The organism is Parabacteroides caeci (genome assembly GCF_023656795.1).
Lineage (GTDB): Bacteria > Bacteroidota > Bacteroidia > Bacteroidales > Tannerellaceae > Parabacteroides > Parabacteroides segnis.
The window spans coordinates 1-17,125 of record NZ_JAMOKT010000047.1; the positions used below are offsets into that span (position 1 = coordinate 1).

Below are 17,125 nucleotides of genomic sequence, written 5' to 3' on the forward strand. Positions count from 1 at the left end.
GAGGTCACCTTAATTGACCTCAAAGGTATGATTTCAAATCGTCGCGCCTAAAAAGTAGTATCTAATAGACTATATTTCAATTATTTCAAAGAACTATTTATCCACTTTTACGGGACAGTAATGTGTTTATGTCTAAAATTAAAAGCCATAATAAGTGCCTCTTTATCTGGGTTCAACTCTGTGATATTCATCAATATAGATTTCAAGGCTTTATGATTTTGATTATACAATCTATCCACAATATTCAATTTTTTCTTCACACCATATGAACGACCGATATAAAGGACTTCAAATAATATAGAAGTATGTTTAAGCAAAAACTCATGTATATGGAATGTCTGTATTTCTTCATTTTCCGAGTTTTTAAATATCAGATATTTATGGGGAAAGTCTGAAACTTTTATTGATTTCACCTCGTTTGGTACTTCAAATTGAACACACATAATATTCCTGTCATATTGATTCATAATAACAATACATATTTGAACAATATTCCTTTTATTATCAAAGGTCAAACTATCTACAAGAAACCATGCTCTGTTAGTCCAGGTTATAAAATATATATTATAATTATCAGATAATTCAATATTCCCATTTTTGAAATCTTCTAAAACGGAAGGTGTAAAGATATAAGGATCATCAGAATAATAATTGAATATTGCTTCAAAATCAAACTGCTTCATATTATCAATGTATTAATAAATAAAAAATCCTCATAAACCTAAGTTTACAAGGACTTCTTATACTCAGCGGAGAGATAGGGATTCGAACCCCAGGAACCTTTCAGTTCAACGGTTTTCAAGACCGCCGCAATCGACCACTCTGCCATCTCTCCAGTATGTTTTGCTATCGTTTTCTCTCGATTGCGGTGCAAAGGTAGTGATATTTTTTATATCTCCTAATTTTACGAAGCATTTTTTTCTTTTTAAGCTATTATTTTTCTTTTAACCACTCAGGATGGGGAGTCGTATCCGTTTTATTACTATTTTTGTATTCTATAATTATCAATGAAGTAATAAGTTTTATATGAGAAAGTTGAAAGATTTATTCCTGATTTCGGTGGTGTTGCTGCTGGTTAGTTGCTCCATGTCTGCCAAATCGGATAAAAACGAAACAGGAAACGTAGCTGCCCAGGGCGAAGTTGTAGTACTTAACAAAGCTGACTTTCTGACCAAAGTATATAATTACGAGAAAAACCAAACAGAATGGGTCTATGAAGGCACCAAGCCTTGCATCGTCGACTTCTATGCTGACTGGTGCGGACCTTGCAAGAAGATTTCTCCTATATTAAAGGAATTGGCCGGAGAATACAAAAACGACATCATCATTTATAAGATCAATGTCGATAACGAAAAGGAACTGGCTGCCGCTTTCGGCATACAGAGCATCCCTACCCTACTGTTTATTCCTGCTAAAGGAAAACCGCAACTGGCACAGGGAGCACTTTCAAAGGAACAGTTCGTTGAACAAATCAACGGTTTCCTGCTGGGAAAGAAATAAGGGGACACACAATAAAAAAGAGGACACTCCACATAGGAAATGTCCTCTTTTTATTTGGCATTAAGCGAATTACTCAGCGCTTTCTGCTGCTGGAGCTTCTTCAGCAGGAGCGTTTGCTGCTGCTTCTTCAGCTGCCTTTGCTGCAGCGGCGGCTGCTAATTCAGCTTTCTTTTTAGCTACTTCTTCTGCTTTTGCCTTGTTAGCTTCTTTTTCAGCTTCCAGACGAGCTTTTTCTGCAGCCTTAGCCGCTTCGCTGTCTTTCGATTTTACTGCTTCAACAGAAGCTTGTTTGTTTTTCAACCAAGCCTGGAATTTAGATTCCGCTGTAGCTTCGTCGAATGCACCTTTCTTAACACCTTCCAGTAAATGCTTTTTCATGCATACACCTTCGCGTGACAGAATGTTGCGAGTTGTGTCTGTAGGCTGTGCACCTACCTGTAACCAATACAAAGCTCTTTCGAAGTTCAAATCTACTGTAGCAGGATTAGTGTTCGGATTATAAGAACCTATCCTTTCAATAAACTTTCCATCACGTGGAGCCCTGCTGTCTGCAACTACGATCTGATAAAAAGCGTAGCTTTTGCGACCGTGTCTTTGCAATCTAATTTTTGTTGCCATGTTTGAATAATTAATTTAAGCTGTTTGTATTAGCGGGTGCAAAGATAAGTTGTTTCAAAACATAAAACAAATATTCCAAACATTTTTCCTACCTTTGCGCCTTCTTTTTACACATATATATAATGTACGTATGATTTCTATTGATGGACTGACAGTGGAGTTTGGCGGAAGTGCCCTCTTTTCTGATATATCTTTCGTTATAAACGAGAAAGACCGAATTGCCCTGATGGGGAAAAACGGTGCGGGCAAATCAACTTTGCTCAAAATACTTGCCGGGGTACGCGAACCGACACGCGGAAAGGTTTCGGCACCCAAAGATACGGTCATAGCCTATCTGCCGCAACATCTGATGACGGAAGACGGGCGTACCGTATTTGAAGAAACGGCACAGGCTTTCGCCCACTTGCATGAGATGGAGGCCGAGATCGAAACGATCAACAAAGAGTTGGAGACACGTACTGACTACGATTCGGACAGTTATATGGAGCTGATCGAGCGCGTCTCCACGCTCAGCGAGAAATTTTATTCCATCGAGGAGATCAATTATGACGCCGATATCGAGAAGACATTGCTCGGACTGGGTTTCAAGCGCGAAGATTTCAACCGGCAGACCAGCGAGTTCAGCGGTGGCTGGCGCATGCGTATCGAGTTGGCGAAGTTACTCTTGAAGAAACCGGACGTGTTACTGCTCGACGAGCCTACGAACCATCTGGACATCGAATCAATCCAGTGGCTGGAAGATTTCCTGATCGATAACGGGCAGGCGGTGGTTGTCATCAGCCACGACCGGGCATTCGTCGACCATATCACCACCCGCACAATCGAAGTCACCATGGGCCGCATCTACGACTACAAGGTGAATTACAGTAGTTATCTGCAACTCCGCCAGGAACGCCGCGTACAACAACAAAAGGCGTTCGACGAACAACAGAAGATGATTGCCGAAACCCGGGAGTTTATCGAACGTTTCAAAGGGACATACTCCAAAACGCTACAGGTACAAAGCCGTGTCAAGATGCTTGAAAAACTTGAGATACTTGAAGTGGATGAGGAAGACACATCGGCACTCCGCCTGAAGTTCCCGCCCTCTCCCCGCTCCGGTACATATCCGGTGATTATCGAAAACGTGGCAAAAACATACGGCGACCATACGGTGTTCCGCAATGCCAACCTGATGATTGAACGGGGCGACAAAATCGCTTTCGTAGGAAAGAATGGCGAAGGAAAGTCCACGCTGGTGAAATGTATCATGAAAGAGATCGAACACGACGGCACGCTGACCATCGGACATAACGTGATGATCGGTTATTTCGCTCAGAATCAGGCTTCGCTGTTGGATGAGAACCTGACCGTCTTTCAAACGATAGACGATGTCGCCCAAGGTGATATCCGTAATAAAATTAAGGATTTGCTCGGCGCGTTCATGTTCGGCGGAGAAAATTCAGCCAAGAAAGTGAAGGTTTTGTCGGGTGGAGAGCGCACGCGCCTGGCGATGATCAAGCTGCTGCTCGAACCAGTCAACCTGCTGATTCTCGACGAGCCGACCAACCATTTGGACATGAAAACGAAAGATATCCTGAAACAGGCGTTGCTCGACTTCGACGGTACGCTGATTGTGGTGTCTCACGACCGTGATTTCCTGGACGGACTGGTGACGAAAGTCTACGAATTCGGCAACCAGCGGGTCACTGAACATCTTGAAGGCATTTACGAATTCCTCCAACGGAAGAAGATGGAGAATCTCAACGAACTCGAAAGAAACAAAACAAGATAACAATCAGTCAATTACAGTTTCCTCGTAGTCCCACTTTCAGGAAACTGTAATGAAGTAATAATCAATAGCAAAGTATTAAATCTTCACTCCCAAAGAAAGCATCAAATCGTAGGTAGCTCGGTTCACGTCGTCGTGGTAGCTGTAATGCGTACGGCGGGAAAAGTAGCGGTTCGAGAGCGATATATTCCATTTTTTGCTGGAAAGATAAACCAGTTTGATGCCCATCACTGTCAAGCGGGAATGACCTTTGTCACCTTGTACGCTGAAAGTGTTCGGGTCGACCGTGCTCAGGTCTATGTCCGGATTGTAGCCTTTCCAGGTAAAAATATGGTAGTTCTCCATATTCAGCAAAAATGTCCAGTGCTTGTTGTAAGTCAAACCTGTAAAGGCTTTTACACTATAACCGCTTCCCATGTTGTAATCGCGTTCATCGAGACGAAAATAGTCTGACGAGCCACCTCCCAGGGCAACACCGTTCACATAAAATTCGCCGTAGGCATCGACCTTGTCGCTGGGTTCCGAACGTTTGTAATAGATCAAGCCACCTCCTACAGCCGCCGCCTCCGAAATGCGGTAGGGCGACACCTTGCCACCGTCGCTGGAGCGCAACTGCGAATCGTAATAGTCGAAGTGCTGGAAGACACCGGCCGTCAGCGTGCGCGGCCCTTTCTCCCAAACCCGTTTACCCCACAAGGTGCCGATAGCATTCACCTGCGTGATGACCGGCTGACTGGAAAAGAAATCAAATCCGGCACGTAGCTGAAACCATTCGTAGGGCGAATAAAACTCGTCTTCAAAAGGGTCGCCATAATCCAGACGCAGCGAAAGATGCATACTAGTCGTCCCATGTTTCGAATGCTCCTGCTCCGCCAGGAAACGAGGACCGGCACTCACGATAAAGTTCACGGGCACAAACGAGTATGCCCTACCTTTATGCGGCCTGTGACGCCATGCCTCACCGGTTATCAGACGGTTTATGCCACGCACGGGCGATATCAGTCCAGAAAGTATCTCACGCCCTACACGCTCCGCCCCACTCGACCGGTCGTCGATAAAAAGGTCGGACAGACGGTAAGTGATTTCACCTAACTCCACCCCTCCGAACGTGGTAGCCATCAGGTCGTTGATAGAGGGCGGTTCATTCTCCATGAAGAATTCCCACATCAAACTCCCACCGGCGGCGAAAGGGATAGACTGCCAGAAATTCATCCCGTTGCTGCGTGCGGCATTGAAGTAAAGCGAGCCGTGGTAGGGATGCGCCACCAGATTGGTCGAAAACTTGTCGGTATCCCAGACAGGGCCGGTTTTGAAATTGTTCTTAATCGTATGACCATTAATATGAGCAAAGTCCTCGTTCATCAGAAAACGGTCGAAAGCCCATATCCCGACATTCAAGCCGAACACCTCGCCGGCTGCCAGCCAGGGCTTTTTAGGCATGAAAACAGTCGAGTCGCTCACGTAATTTCTTGTATCCATTTTAGGGAAGTGTTGCCCCTGCATCCACTGTGCTGAAAGCAAAGCCAGCAATCCTATCCATATAAATCTCTTCATCATCTAACAATCTTTTGGCCTGAGCCTTATACCTATTACTCATGCAAACTTATATATAATTAACAGTAAAGGATTCGTTTGGTTTAAATTATTCTTAGGTTGTGTCGCTAGAAACAAACACAATTCAAAGGAAATACTTACTTTTGCAGAAAAAAACAAAATGATAGATTTTATCACCTTTTGCGACTATACAGGGACGTTTGCATTCGCAATTAGTGGGATCAGATTGGCCTCTGCAAAACAATTTGACTGGTTTGGCGCCTATGTGGTCGGACTGGTTACTGCCGTGGGCGGAGGGACAATACGCGATATCCTGCTGAATGCAACCCCTTTCTGGATGGAACAAACATCTTATTTAACTGTTTCCGCACTAGCTTTATTGTTTGTTATCATCTTCCGTAAATATGTGATCCGGCTGAATAACACGTTCTTTATATTCGACGCCATCGGACTGGGTCTGTTCGGCGTGGTCGGAATCGCTAAAACACTCGAATTCGGCTTCCCTATGTGGGTAGCTATCGTAATGGGAACGATCACCGGATCATTCGGGGGAATGATGCGCGATATATTAATCAATGAGGAGCCGCTAATCTTCCGAAAAGACATCTATGCCCTGGCATGCGTGTTCGGTGGCGGTGTATATTATTTATGTATGCTCGCCGGGTTAACACCCTCCATCACCCAGTTCGCTGCAGCGTTGGGGATATTCCTGGCACGTATCATAGCCGTAAAATATCACATAAGCGTTCCCGTTTTGAAGGGAGAAGAATAAATTTATTACCTTTGCATTATGACAGTAAACATGAACGATCAGCGCGATAAGGCTTCTATCCTGCTTATCTATACAGGCGGAACAATCGGAATGATTGAAAATCCTGAAACCGGAGTATTGGAATCTTTTAATTTCCAACATCTTAGAGACAATATGCCGGAACTGAAAAAGCTCGGTTACTCAGTATCGACTTATCAGTTCGATCCGGTAATGGACTCGTCCGAAATGGGGCCTGACTCATGGATGAAGATTGTGAAAATCATCGCAGATAATTATGCGAAATACGATGGTTTCGTGGTGCTGCATGGCACCGATACCATGTCGTTCACCGCCTCTGCCCTGAGTTTCATGCTCGAAAACCTCAGCAAGCCGGTCATTTTCACCGGTTCACAATTGCCCATCGGCATGTTACGCACGGACGGGAAGGAAAACCTGATCACGGCGATCGAGATTGCTGCTGCCAAAGAAAACGGAATACCTATTGTACCCGAAGTCTGCATCTTCTTTGAAAACGATTTGCTGCGAGGCAACCGTACGAGCAAGATCAATGCCGACAACTTCAATGCATTTCGTTCATACAATTATCCGGCCCTGGCACATGCCGGGATATACATTAAATACGATACGGGACAAATTTATCACCCAGTTTCGCGTAAGCCGCTGAAACCGCATTATCTACTGGACCGGAACATCGCTATCCTGAAGTTGTTTCCGGGCATCTCGCCGCAGGTGGTGGAAAGCATCCTCAACATTCCCGACCTGAAAGGGGTCGTGATGGAAACTTTCGGTAGCGGGAATGCCCCGAGTTACGACTGGTTTCTGACCATGCTCAAAGATGCAGTAGACCGGGGTATCGTAATCGTCAATGTAACCCAGTGTAGCGTCGGAAGCGTTGAGATGCACCGGTATGAGACGGGCCATAAATTATTGGAAGCCGGCGTTATAAGCGGGTTCGACAGCACGACGGAAAGCGCTGTCGCCAAGTTGATGTTCCTTTTCGGCCACGGGTTATCGCCCGAGGAAGTGAAGGACCACATGAACTGTTCGCTTATCGGGGAAGTGACGATCCCTGATACGTTCCGTTCCTGATTATACAATATAAAACAGAATAGGCCGCGAGGCGGAATAGAAAAATATGAAACTATCATTTCTTAGCTTAGCAAGTGGAAGCAGTGGCAACTGCTATTATCTGGGTACTCCCGAATTCGGGATACTGATTGATGCTGGTATCGGAATACGTACCATAAAGAAGGTGTTGAAAGATAAAGCGATCGACTTTTCCAAAATCGTGGCAGTCCTGATAACGCACGACCATGCCGACCATATCAAGACGGTGGGTTGCCTGGGAGAGAAAATGAATATCCCGGTATACACTACCGCTGCCGTCCACCGGGGAATAGAAAAAAGCCGTTATGTGGAAGAGACGTTGATCGGTTCACGCCGGGTCATCGAAAAAGAAGTACCTTTTACCATCCGCAACTTCAATATCATCGCTTTCGAAGTGCCCCACGACAGCACGGACAACGTAGGCTACTATATCGAATACGGAGAGCATAAGTTTACTTTTGCGACCGACGTGGGCCATATTACGGATACAGTGAGTCGTTATATGCGAATGGCTAACCATCTGATCATCGAGGCCAACTACGACGAGGAAATGCTGAAGTTCGGCACCTACCCTGCTTTCCTGAAAGAACGTGTAGCGAGTCCGACAGGCCACCTGAGTAACCGTGAAGCTGCCGAATTCCTGGCAGCCAACTATGACCCGAAGCTGAAGGACATTTGGTTGTGCCACCTCAGCCGCGACAACAACCACCCGGAACTTGCCTATAAGACAGTCGACATCCGATTGTTTCAAGAAGGGGTCCGTGTCGGCAAAGATGTCTCTCTGATAGCACTTAAGCGCACGACTCCGTCTGATATCTTTGAATTCGAGTAAAAAATAGTTAGAAAAAAGCGACCGAAAAGTTTGCAAAGAAAAATTAAACCTCTATCTTTGCACCCGCAATCGAGAAACAAAGTCCACAAGCAGGAAACAAGGATTGCAACAGATTGACTTGGTAGCTCAGTTGGTAGAGCAAATGACTCTTAATCATTGGGTCGAGGGTTCGAGCCCCTCCCAGGTCACTCAAAGAAAAAACCGACTGACTCGGTAGCTCAGCTGGTAGAGCAAATGACTCTTAATCATTGGGTCGAGGGTTCGAGCCCCTCCCGGGTCACAAAAAGCCTGTTATAGAAAGTTCTATGACAGGCTGTTTTGTATTTCTATCCTCCTGATATCCCGATTCTAATAAATTGTTAATCATTTTAATTTATTCTTTTCTGTCACATATGTTACAATTTGAAAAGGACAGATGGTGTACTTTTGTCTCAAATCATTTAATAATCAGTTTATGGAACAGTTACATGCACATGAAGTTCTTTTCATGATGGAAGGGAACAGTTACTCAGAGAGCAGCCTGAGAACAGCTATCATTAATAAATTCGGTTCGGAACAACGTTTTTATGCCTGCTCGGCCGATAACATGAATGTGGATGAATTAATCGAATTCTTGAAAGAAAAAGGGAAATTCATGCCTATGAATGATGGTTTTACGGTAGATGTCAGCAAGGTTTGCAGTCATTAAATCGATACAAATTATTTTTACCCGAGCCTTTTAAAATACAAAAGCCGCCCTATTCTCACGAACAGAGCGGTTGTTTGCCCACTGAAGGGCTTGGGATACAACGTTATTAGATATGAGGATTAACGTTATAGAGTAAAAAGTATGATTTCACCAATTACATTGAATTTATTGATATACTAGTTAATCCAATCAACAATAAAATCAGCTCGCGGGCCCTCACCAGGACTCTTCGGCTCAATAGGGACTTCCCAGTCCGTTATAAAAGCACCTGTATAATCAGATTTGTAACTCACCTCACGGTCTTTTTTATCTCCATTCGATGAATCGTCGCAACCCCATACAAGTGAAGTTCCACGCTCGCCTGCGCGAACGGCATACATCGATCTCTGTTTTTTTTCAGTCCTTCCCCACGCCAAGGGGAGGATACTAGTTTCAGCCAAAGTCATTAACCTAAAATATTTATATACATCTAATCAAACTCACAAAACAACATCTCTTAAAAACTTTGATGTAAAGGTATCCCGCCCGACGCAATGTTTTGCGACAATCTCCGGCTATTTTATTTACGATATTTATAAATGTAGACCCAATACGGAAGCAAACCCTCCGAAAAGGAGGAAACAGACCGAAAAAGAAGAAATTTACTCATTTCATAACAATCCGGCCCATTTTATGATAAAATCAGCTTATTTTGCAACGGCTGGCGGAAAAGGCCCGATACAGGCTTCCAACATTTCCCGCACACCCATTGTTGTATTGATATAAAAATGAACAGAATGAAAAATAAAACACATCAGAAAAGGGTCGCAGCCATACACGACCTGTCCGGATTCGGAAAATGCTCACTCACCGTCGCATTACCTATTTTATCTGCCGCAGGCATTGAAACATCAGCTCTCCCCACAGCCATCCTATCTACTCATACCGGAGGTATCAGCGGATACACCTACCACGACCTGACGGAAGATATGCGCCCGGTCATGAAACACTGGAAGTCGCTCGACATAAAGTTCGATGCCATCTACACCGGCTTCCTCGGTTCGTTCGAACAGCTCGATATCGTTAAGGAGTTTTTCGACGCATTCAGGCAGGAAGACAACCTGATACTGGTTGACCCGGTTATGGGCGACAACGGCGAACTGTACACCGTCTTCACTCACGAGTTCGCAGCCGGCATGAGGATGCTTTGCCAAAAAGCCGACATCATCGTGCCCAACCTCACCGAGGCGGCCTTGCTGCTCGACGAACCGTTCCATCCGGGGCCTTACACCCACGCATATATCGAAAGCCTGCTGAGGAAGCTCGGCGCACTGGGTCCGCAGAAAGTAGTACTGACCGGCGTTTATTTCAAGGAAGACGAACTGGGGGCCGCCACCTACGACCGGACGACCGACACGATAGACTACGTCTTCACCCAGAAAATACCCGGTTATTACCACGGGACAGGCGATGTGTTTGCCAGCTCCCTGCTGTCGGCCTTGCTCAACGACTTCAGCCTGATCGACGCGGCGGCCATTGCCGTTCATTTTACGACCGACAGCATCCGGGGGACTTACAAGGCAAAGACCGACTATCGCTTCGGTGTTAATTTTGAACAAAGTTTTCCCGACTTTCTAAAAGAACTCAAACTCGTATAAAGGGTTTCGATTTTATTTTTCATCTTTGCGGCATCATATTATATAAGAATATAAACTTCAAAACTCCTATACAATTGATATGAGTAAAATAAAAATTGCTATTTCCGGAATAGGGGCTGTAGGGGGTTACTACGGGGGGTTGCTCGCTGCCCACTACCAGGATTCGGAGGATGTGGACATCTTCTTCATCTCCCGCGGCGAGAACCTGAAGGCTATCAAAGAATTTGGCTTGGAAATAAAAAAATCTTTCAAGAAAACAATAGCCATACCAACCCTCGCAACCGACAATCCGGCAGAGATAGGTCCGGTGGATTACCTGCTCTGCTGCACGAAAAGCTACGATCTGGAAGAAAATATCCGTCACCTGAAGCCGATCATCAGTCCGGAGACTGTCATCCTACCCCTGCTCAACGGGGCCGACATCGCCGAACGGATAGAAAAAATACTGCCCGGAAGCAGAATATGGAAAGGCTGTGTTTACATAGGTGCGCGGCTCGTTTCGCCCGGATATATCGAGAAATTCACCCTCAAGGACCGTTTGTTTTTCGGACTCAACGGCAAGGATAAGGAACAACAACTGGAGTTAAGGAATATATTGAGCTCCGCCCGCGTGTTATCGACCAACCCGGAGGACATCGACCTCGAGATATGGAAGAAATTCTTTATGATCTCCACGGCAGCAACCATCACTTCTTACTTCAACGAACCGATTAACAGTGTGATAGAAAATCATATCGACCTGTTCATCACGCTGGGATACGAGTTGAAAGACGTTGCCGAAGCCAAAGGAATCAAACTGCCGGAAGATATTGTTTTCTCGTCTATCCAGGCCCAAAAGATGATGCCGAACGGTGCGACCACTTCAATGCACAGTGACTTCAAGCGCGGAGGCCAGACGGAAATCGAGACACTGACCGGCTACGTAATCCGCGAGGCGGAAGCCCTGGGGCTGGATGTCCCCACCTACCGGTTCATGTACAACGGGCTGACACAATTCCCCTATCCCCAATAAGATCATTAGGAAATCAGCATAGCCTAACAAAATAACAGGGAACGCATACGACGCAGAAAACGCAGAGAAACGCAGATATTATATTGATTATTAATAAAATATTCTGCGAAACTCTGCGTTTTCTGCGTCGTTTCTGTTTCCTAATTCCTTTTTTCAGGAAAAACTGTTATCTTTTCCCGGAAAATTATCCGATATAAGTCTCCATGAATTTGGCATTCGGAGCCGGAGAAATCGTCACCACCTCTGTATCTGCCGGGATAAGCACCGTCTGACCTTGATGAACGAATATTTCGTTTCCTTTATTGTCGCGGATAGAAGCCTTACCCTCCATACATATATATACGACAAACGAATCGAGTTCGGAGAAGTCGCGCACCATCATCGTATCGAGGTCGAGCAGGTTTGTCGTGAAATACTTGCAGTTGGCCAGTTCGACTGTCGCGTTGGTATGTGCCTTATAATGCGTGCGGTAGTCGGGAGACATGGTATAGTCGATGGCATCTTTGGCCAGCTCGGTATGCAGTTCACGCCCGTTACCGTTGGCATCCTTACGATCGTAGTCGTAGATGCGGTAAGTGATGTTGCTGGTCTGCTGTATCTCTGCGATAAAGCATCCGGCACCGATGGCGTGAACACGCCCCGCAGGCAGAAAGAACACATCGCCCGGCGACACTTCATAACGCTGGAGAACGTCCATGATAGTGTTATCGCCTACCCGTTTCACATACTCCTCTGCGTCAATTTGTTGGGAGAAACCGGAATAGAGGCCAGCTCCCTCCGCGGCGTTGATTACGTACCACATTTCGGTCTTGCCAAAAGAATTGTGGCGTTTCATAGCCAGCTCGTCGTTGGGATGCACCTGGATAGACAGGTCATCACGGGCGTCGATAAACTTAATCAGCAGCGGGAAAGTAGAGCCGAACTGGTCCATTACCTTCTCACCGAGCAACTGCTTGCCGTAAGTGCGAATCAGTTCATCGAGCGACTTGCCTTCCAAGTCACCGTTATCGACGATGGAATAGTTACCCTCTACATGCGAAAGTTCCCAACTTTCACCGATACCTTCTTCAACCGGTGTGATGCCCTTAAATGGGCAGATGTCTGAGCCTCCCCAAATAATCTTCTTGAGGATAGGCTTAAAAGTCATTGGATATAACATACTGTGTGTTTTGTTGTTTGATTACTTCTTTATCTTTACTTTTCTCAGTACAACAGCACTGCGTGCCGGAATGTACAGTTTAAGCCATTCTTTTTTGTCTTTTTTAAATAATGGGTCGAATTGTGTGAAATGACGCACCGAATCGTCCGCCAGGCCGAAACCACCGAAACGGGGGGCATCTGTGTTGAGAATCACTTCATACTCGCCTTTAGGAACCAGGAAGCCGTAGTCGGTGTACGATTTCGTCGGACTGAAGTTGAACACAAATACCAGGTCTTTGCGCATGTAGGCCAGAATCTGGTCGCCATCGCTATCCCACACCTTCTGTATTGGGGTAGACTGGAAGTTTTTCACGCTACGGAGCAGTTCGATCATTTCGCGGTCGAAGTCGCCCAGATAGTGATATTTCAAATCCATATTATCTACCAGTTCCCACTGGCGGCGTGCATATTTGTGCGACCATCCGTTGCCTTCGCGCGGGAAGTCGATCCATTCGGGATGTCCGAACTCGTTGCCCATAAAGTTGAGGTATCCGCCGTTGATGGTCGAGGCGGTCACCAGACGGATCATCTTATGGAGCGCCACACCGCGTTCAACAACAGCGTTGTGGTCGTCCTTCTGCATGTGCCAGTACATGTCCGCATCTATTAACCGGAAGATGATGGTCTTATCTCCCACCAGTGCCTGATCGTGGCTTTCGGCGTAACTGATTGTCTTTTCGTCGGCACGGCGGTTGGTCGTTTCCCACCAGATGGACGAGGGATGCCAGTCTTCATCTTTCTTTTCCTTGATCGTCTTGATCCAGTAGTCGGGAATGTTCATTGCCATGCGATAGTCGAAACCATAGCCGCCGTCTTCATAGTTGGCAGCCAGTCCGGGCATGCCGCTCACTTCCTCGGCGATGGTGATGGCGTTCTTATTTACCTCGTGGATCAGTTTGTTAGCCAAGGTGAGATAAGCAATCGCGTCGCCGTCCTGATGTCCGTTGAAGTAGTCGCCGTAATTGCAGAAAGCCTCGCCCAATCCGTGACTGTAATAGAGCATGGAAGTGACACCGTCGAAACGGAAACCGTCGAACTTATACTCTTCAAGCCAGAATTTGCAGTTCGAGAGCAGGAAATGCAACACCTCGTTCTTGCCATAATCGAAGCAAAGCGAGTCCCAGGCGGGATGCTCGCGGCGTGTACCGCTCAGGAAATATTGATTATAGGAACCGTCGAAACGTCCGAGGCCCTCCACTTCATTCTTAACAGCATGGCTGTGTACAATATCCATGATGACAGCGATTCCCATGCCGTGGGCGTCGTCTATCAGCTGTTTCAGCTCTTCGGGCGTACCGAAACGGGACGAGGCGGCGAAGAAGCTGCTGACGTGATAACCGAACGAGCCGTAGTAAGGATGCTCCTGTATCGCCATGATCTGTATCGCGTTGTATCCTTCGCGGGCAATGCGGGGTAGCACGTTGCGGCGAAATTCATCGTATGAGCCGACTTTTTCCTCGTTCGTCGACATACCGATATGGCATTCGTAGATCAGCAGCGGGGCGGTGTCAGGCTTAAAGCGTTTGTTTTTGAACGCATATGGCTTGACTGGGTTCCACACCTGTGCACTAAATATTTTAGTTTGTTCGTCTTGCACGACACGGCGTATCCAGGCCGGGATGCGTTCACCGCTTCCTCCGTCCCACTCAACCAGCAGTTTGAAAAGGTCTTCGTGACGGAGCAGCTCTTCTTCGAGCGCAATCTCCCAGACACCGTATCCGAGACGTCTCATTTTATATCGTTCGTCTTTCTTCCAGTCATTAAATGTACCGATAAGATAGATAGCTGTGGCATTCGGGGCCCATTCGCGGAACACCCACCCCTTGTTGGTTTTATGCAAACCGAAGTACAGATAGCCGGAAGCCATCTCGGCCAACGTCTGTTTCCCGTTGTTGGTCAGGCTCTTTTCCTTGTCAATCACGTATTGATACCGTCCTTCTATCGCCTCTTTATAAGGGGCAAGCCAAGGGTCATTCTTTATTAGATTCAGCGACTCCATGATTTATTTGAGATTGGTTTAGCGCAAAGATAAAAGAAAAAAAGATACCGTATTGATATTCCCGGGATATTTCTTACTTTTGCATCAAACCCCATGCAATATATGAGTAGAGGAACAAAGAGTATAGCCTTTTATTTAGTGATGATCCTTGTATTCGGTTCATTGATGTATTTTATCGCCAAAGAAGGAGAGAGCCAACAGATTGAAAGCGCCATGACATCGGCCTACGACGCCCCTAAAAACCTCAGTGAAGGTTTTTCCTTATTTTGGGAACTGATGATGCATCATATCCAGTCGCCTATCGGCATCCTGCTGTTGCAGATCATTACGATATTGATTACCTGCCGCCTGTTCGGCTGGTTGTTTCAGAAGATTGGCCAGCCTACGGTCATCGGGGAGATTGTGGCCGGTATCGTACTGGGGCCATCAGTGCTGGGGCATTTGCTACCAGAGGCTTCGGGATTCCTTTTCCCGGTCGAGTCGCTGGCCAACATCACTATCCTGAGCCAGTTCGGGCTGATCCTGTTTATGTTTGCCATCGGTATGGAGCTGGATATCACCGAGGTTCGGAAGAAATTAAAGGAAACGATCCTAATCAGCCATACAAGCACGATTGTGCCCTTCTTTTGCGGGATGCTTACTGCCTACTTCGTTTACGACACGTATGCCGACAAAGGCACTCCCTTCCTATCGTTCGCCCTGTTTATAGGTATCGCCATGAGTATCACTGCCTTCCCGGTGCTGGCACGTATCATACAGGAACGCGGATTGACGCGGACGCATCTGGGGACGATCTCGCTCGCCAGCGCAGCCAACGGTGACATCACGGCCTGGTGCCTGCTGGCCGTCGTGATAGCCATCGCACAGGCGGGGTCAATGCTGAGTGCGGTCTATAATATTCTTTTCTCCGCCATTTATATCGCTTTCATGTTCTTTGCCGTCCGTCCGTTCCTGAAAATGATCGGACATATTTACCATAATAAGGAAGTGATCGACAAGGGCCTGGTCGCTTTTATGTTCCTCCTGCTCATCATTTCGGCTTATTTGACCGAGATGTTAGGGTTGCATGCGTTGTTCGGCGCGTTCATCGCGGGGGTGGTGATGCCAAGTAACGTGAAATTCCGCAAGATCATGACCGAAAAGGTGGAAGATGTATCGCTGGCCCTGTTTCTCCCTTTGTTCTTCGTTTCGACGGGGTTACGCACAGAGATCGGGCTGCTGAATAGTCCCGACCTGTGGTGGATGTGCGGCGTCTTTATACTGGTGGCCATCATCGGTAAATTCGGCGGTGCCATGTTTTCAGCTCGTTTCGTGGGCGAGAGCTGGAAAGACAGCCTCTATATCGGCGCACTGATGAATACGAGGGGATTGATGGAGCTGGTCGTGCTTACGATCGGTTACGAAATGCATATCCTGCCCCCATCCATCTTCGTGATGCTGGTATTGATGACGCTAGTGACTACATTTATGACTATCCCGCTCGTTTCGTTCATCAAGTTCTGCTTCCAGACACGCGAGAAGATCAAAGAATACAAAGCGGTGGAGGTAGCCGACGGCACGTTCAAGGTGTTGCTCTCGTTCGGACGTGCGGGTAACGGGCAGATCATGCTCGACGTAGCCTACCAGATGTTCGCTCATATCCGGCATCAGGTGGACCTTACGGCGCTTCATCTCACCGTCGGTTCGGATGTGAACCCGCTGCACACGGATAACTTCGAGGAAATCAGCTTCGGGCCTATTCTCTATGGGGCGAAAAAGCTGGGAATCAATATAGAAACGCGCTACGAGGTGTCGAACAACGCCGGACAGGATATCACGGACATCGTAAACACGGAGGGTTTCGACTTCCTGCTCGTGGGTTCGGGCATTTCGATGAGTAACCAGCCGGACGACATCGAGGCGAACCGTTACCGCACCTCTTTCTACAATCGTTTCTTCCGCCGTTTCAAGGCGCCCGAATCGTGGTTTTACCCCGGTGCGCTATTGAAAGACAAGACGAAAATGTTTATCGGAAAAAGTAATTGCGACGTGGGGGTATTCGTGAACCGCGGCTTCGTGAAAGCGAGCAATGTGATCGTGGTGGTCGACTCGGAGAAGGATCTCTTCCTGTTGGAATATGCTTCGACGTTGCTAAAGACAACCCACGGATCGGTCAGCATCCTCGACCGCAGCAGTTCGACGACTCCGGGCAGCGAAAAGATAAAACATGCCATCCGCCAGTTCGTCGATACGACCAAGCAGGCGTCGCTGCTGGCAGACAAGGATATGACAGCGGCGATATTCAGCAACTATAATTTCATGTTGATAAGCTACGATACCTGGAACGACGTCTCTGAACACCGCCGCGAAGCGTTGCAGAAGATGCCGTCGACGCTGATTATGAATCATAAGGAGAAATAAAGAAGATATTTCGGAAGATGCGTTCCCCCAAACAA

The 17,125-nt window shown here is 46.8% G+C and carries 15 protein-coding genes and 3 tRNA genes; 11 read left to right on the top strand and 7 right to left on the bottom strand.

The annotated features are described in order from the left end of the window. Positions 1-107: 107 nt before the first annotated feature. Together NBH15_RS20320 and NBH15_RS20325 are read right to left on the bottom strand one after the other, a co-directional pair. Positions 108-683: a hypothetical protein gene (locus NBH15_RS20320; RefSeq protein ID WP_250823414.1), complete on the bottom strand. Its 576-nt coding sequence runs from the start codon at positions 681-683 to the stop codon at positions 108-110. A gap of 67 nt (positions 684-750) precedes the next feature. After that, a tRNA-Ser gene (locus NBH15_RS20325) sits at positions 751-835 on the bottom strand. A 191-nt stretch (positions 836-1,026) separates the two neighbouring features. Between NBH15_RS20325 and trxA the strand changes: the two genes are divergently transcribed. Next, positions 1,027-1,500 (top strand): thioredoxin, encoded by a 474-nt coding sequence (trxA, locus tag NBH15_RS20330; protein WP_010799832.1) that lies wholly within the window; start codon positions 1,027-1,029, stop codon positions 1,498-1,500. Positions 1,501-1,569: 69 nt separating this feature from the next. Here the strand turns inward: trxA and NBH15_RS20335 are convergent, their stop codons facing one another. Next, entirely contained in the window at positions 1,570-2,118 is a 549-nt protein-coding gene (locus NBH15_RS20335) for a 30S ribosomal protein S16 (RefSeq protein ID WP_007653006.1), read from the bottom strand. Positions 2,119-2,248: 130 nt separating this feature from the next. On the opposite strand from NBH15_RS20335, the gene NBH15_RS20340 reads away from it, so the two are divergent. Continuing rightward, positions 2,249-3,892 (top strand): ABC-F family ATP-binding cassette domain-containing protein, encoded by a 1,644-nt coding sequence (locus NBH15_RS20340; protein WP_122329395.1) that lies wholly within the window; start codon positions 2,249-2,251, stop codon positions 3,890-3,892. Positions 3,893-3,967: 75 nt separating this feature from the next. On the opposite strand, the gene NBH15_RS20345 is transcribed toward NBH15_RS20340, so the two are convergent. Further along, positions 3,968-5,443 carry a DUF3943 domain-containing protein gene (locus tag NBH15_RS20345; RefSeq protein ID WP_129699100.1) on the bottom strand — a complete coding sequence of 492 codons (1,476 nt, stop codon included), beginning with the start codon at positions 5,441-5,443 and terminating at the stop codon, positions 3,968-3,970. A gap of 160 nt (positions 5,444-5,603) precedes the next feature. Here NBH15_RS20345 and NBH15_RS20350 point away from each other — a divergent pair, with 160 nt between their 5' ends. From NBH15_RS20350 to NBH15_RS20375, 6 genes are all read left to right on the top strand, one after another. Beyond that, a complete protein-coding gene (locus NBH15_RS20350; protein ID WP_007653002.1) occupies positions 5,604-6,215 on the top strand; it encodes a trimeric intracellular cation channel family protein in 612 nt (203 codons plus the stop codon). Between the two features lie 30 nt (positions 6,216-6,245). After that, on the top strand, positions 6,246-7,304 hold the full coding sequence (locus NBH15_RS20355) for an asparaginase (protein WP_443146954.1): 1,059 nt from the start codon (positions 6,246-6,248) through the stop codon (positions 7,302-7,304). 46 nt (positions 7,305-7,350) lie between these two features. Then, positions 7,351-8,154 (top strand): MBL fold metallo-hydrolase, encoded by an 804-nt coding sequence (locus NBH15_RS20360; protein ID WP_007653000.1) that lies wholly within the window; start codon positions 7,351-7,353, stop codon positions 8,152-8,154. 115 nt (positions 8,155-8,269) lie between these two features. Continuing rightward, positions 8,270-8,342 (top strand) — tRNA-Lys (locus NBH15_RS20365). Positions 8,343-8,361: 19 nt separating this feature from the next. After that, positions 8,362-8,434 (top strand) — tRNA-Lys (locus NBH15_RS20370). Positions 8,435-8,608: 174 nt separating this feature from the next. Beyond that, the gene (locus tag NBH15_RS20375; protein ID WP_250823416.1) at positions 8,609-8,842 is read left to right on the top strand and encodes a YecH family metal-binding protein; all 234 of its coding nucleotides are present in this window, start codon (positions 8,609-8,611) and stop codon (positions 8,840-8,842) included. A gap of 176 nt (positions 8,843-9,018) precedes the next feature. Here NBH15_RS20375 and NBH15_RS20380 read toward each other — a convergent pair whose 3' ends face one another. Next, a complete protein-coding gene (locus NBH15_RS20380; protein WP_229061568.1) occupies positions 9,019-9,222 on the bottom strand; it encodes a hypothetical protein in 204 nt (67 codons plus the stop codon). Between the two features lie 396 nt (positions 9,223-9,618). On the opposite strand from NBH15_RS20380, the gene NBH15_RS20385 reads away from it, so the two are divergent. After that, positions 9,619-10,479 carry a pyridoxamine kinase gene (locus NBH15_RS20385; protein ID WP_250823417.1) on the top strand — a complete coding sequence of 287 codons (861 nt, stop codon included), beginning with the start codon at positions 9,619-9,621 and terminating at the stop codon, positions 10,477-10,479. Between the two features lie 79 nt (positions 10,480-10,558). After that, complete coding sequence (locus tag NBH15_RS20390; protein WP_250823418.1) at positions 10,559-11,491, top strand: ketopantoate reductase family protein; 933 nt, start codon at positions 10,559-10,561, stop codon at positions 11,489-11,491. A gap of 184 nt (positions 11,492-11,675) precedes the next feature. Here the strand turns inward: NBH15_RS20390 and NBH15_RS20395 are convergent, their stop codons facing one another. Next, the gene (locus NBH15_RS20395; protein WP_010799839.1) at positions 11,676-12,650 is read right to left on the bottom strand and encodes a type I phosphomannose isomerase catalytic subunit; all 975 of its coding nucleotides are present in this window, start codon (positions 12,648-12,650) and stop codon (positions 11,676-11,678) included. Positions 12,651-12,671: 21 nt separating this feature from the next. After that, entirely contained in the window at positions 12,672-14,690 is a 2,019-nt protein-coding gene (locus NBH15_RS20400; protein WP_007652994.1) for an alpha amylase C-terminal domain-containing protein, read from the bottom strand. Positions 14,691-14,792: 102 nt separating this feature from the next. Between NBH15_RS20400 and NBH15_RS20405 the strand changes: the two genes are divergently transcribed. Beyond that, positions 14,793-17,090: a cation:proton antiporter gene (locus NBH15_RS20405; RefSeq protein WP_250823419.1), complete on the top strand. Its 2,298-nt coding sequence runs from the start codon at positions 14,793-14,795 to the stop codon at positions 17,088-17,090. Positions 17,091-17,125 lie beyond the last annotated feature (35 nt).

What these genes read in the sequence shown, in the direction of transcription:
- NBH15_RS20320 (WP_250823414.1), bottom strand. Translation starts at nt 683, where the DNA reads ATGAAGCAGTTTGATTTTGAAGCAATATTCAATTATTATTCTGATGAT.
- trxA (WP_010799832.1), top strand. Translation starts at nt 1,027, where the DNA reads ATGAGAAAGTTGAAAGATTTATTCCTGATTTCGGTGGTGTTGCTGCTG.
- NBH15_RS20335 (WP_007653006.1), bottom strand. Translation starts at nt 2,118, where the DNA reads ATGGCAACAAAAATTAGATTGCAAAGACACGGTCGCAAAAGCTACGCT.
- NBH15_RS20340 (WP_122329395.1), top strand. Translation starts at nt 2,249, where the DNA reads ATGATTTCTATTGATGGACTGACAGTGGAGTTTGGCGGAAGTGCCCTC.
- NBH15_RS20345 (WP_129699100.1), bottom strand. Translation starts at nt 5,443, where the DNA reads ATGAAGAGATTTATATGGATAGGATTGCTGGCTTTGCTTTCAGCACAG.
- NBH15_RS20350 (WP_007653002.1), top strand. Translation starts at nt 5,604, where the DNA reads ATGATAGATTTTATCACCTTTTGCGACTATACAGGGACGTTTGCATTC.
- NBH15_RS20355 (WP_443146954.1), top strand. Translation starts at nt 6,246, where the DNA reads ATGAACGATCAGCGCGATAAGGCTTCTATCCTGCTTATCTATACAGGC.
- NBH15_RS20360 (WP_007653000.1), top strand. Translation starts at nt 7,351, where the DNA reads ATGAAACTATCATTTCTTAGCTTAGCAAGTGGAAGCAGTGGCAACTGC.
- NBH15_RS20375 (WP_250823416.1), top strand. Translation starts at nt 8,609, where the DNA reads ATGGAACAGTTACATGCACATGAAGTTCTTTTCATGATGGAAGGGAAC.
- NBH15_RS20380 (WP_229061568.1), bottom strand. Translation starts at nt 9,222, where the DNA reads ATGTATGCCGTTCGCGCAGGCGAGCGTGGAACTTCACTTGTATGGGGT.
- NBH15_RS20385 (WP_250823417.1), top strand. Translation starts at nt 9,619, where the DNA reads ATGAAAAATAAAACACATCAGAAAAGGGTCGCAGCCATACACGACCTG.
- NBH15_RS20390 (WP_250823418.1), top strand. Translation starts at nt 10,559, where the DNA reads ATGAGTAAAATAAAAATTGCTATTTCCGGAATAGGGGCTGTAGGGGGT.
- NBH15_RS20395 (WP_010799839.1), bottom strand. Translation starts at nt 12,650, where the DNA reads ATGTTATATCCAATGACTTTTAAGCCTATCCTCAAGAAGATTATTTGG.
- NBH15_RS20400 (WP_007652994.1), bottom strand. Translation starts at nt 14,690, where the DNA reads ATGGAGTCGCTGAATCTAATAAAGAATGACCCTTGGCTTGCCCCTTAT.
- NBH15_RS20405 (WP_250823419.1), top strand. Translation starts at nt 14,793, where the DNA reads ATGAGTAGAGGAACAAAGAGTATAGCCTTTTATTTAGTGATGATCCTT.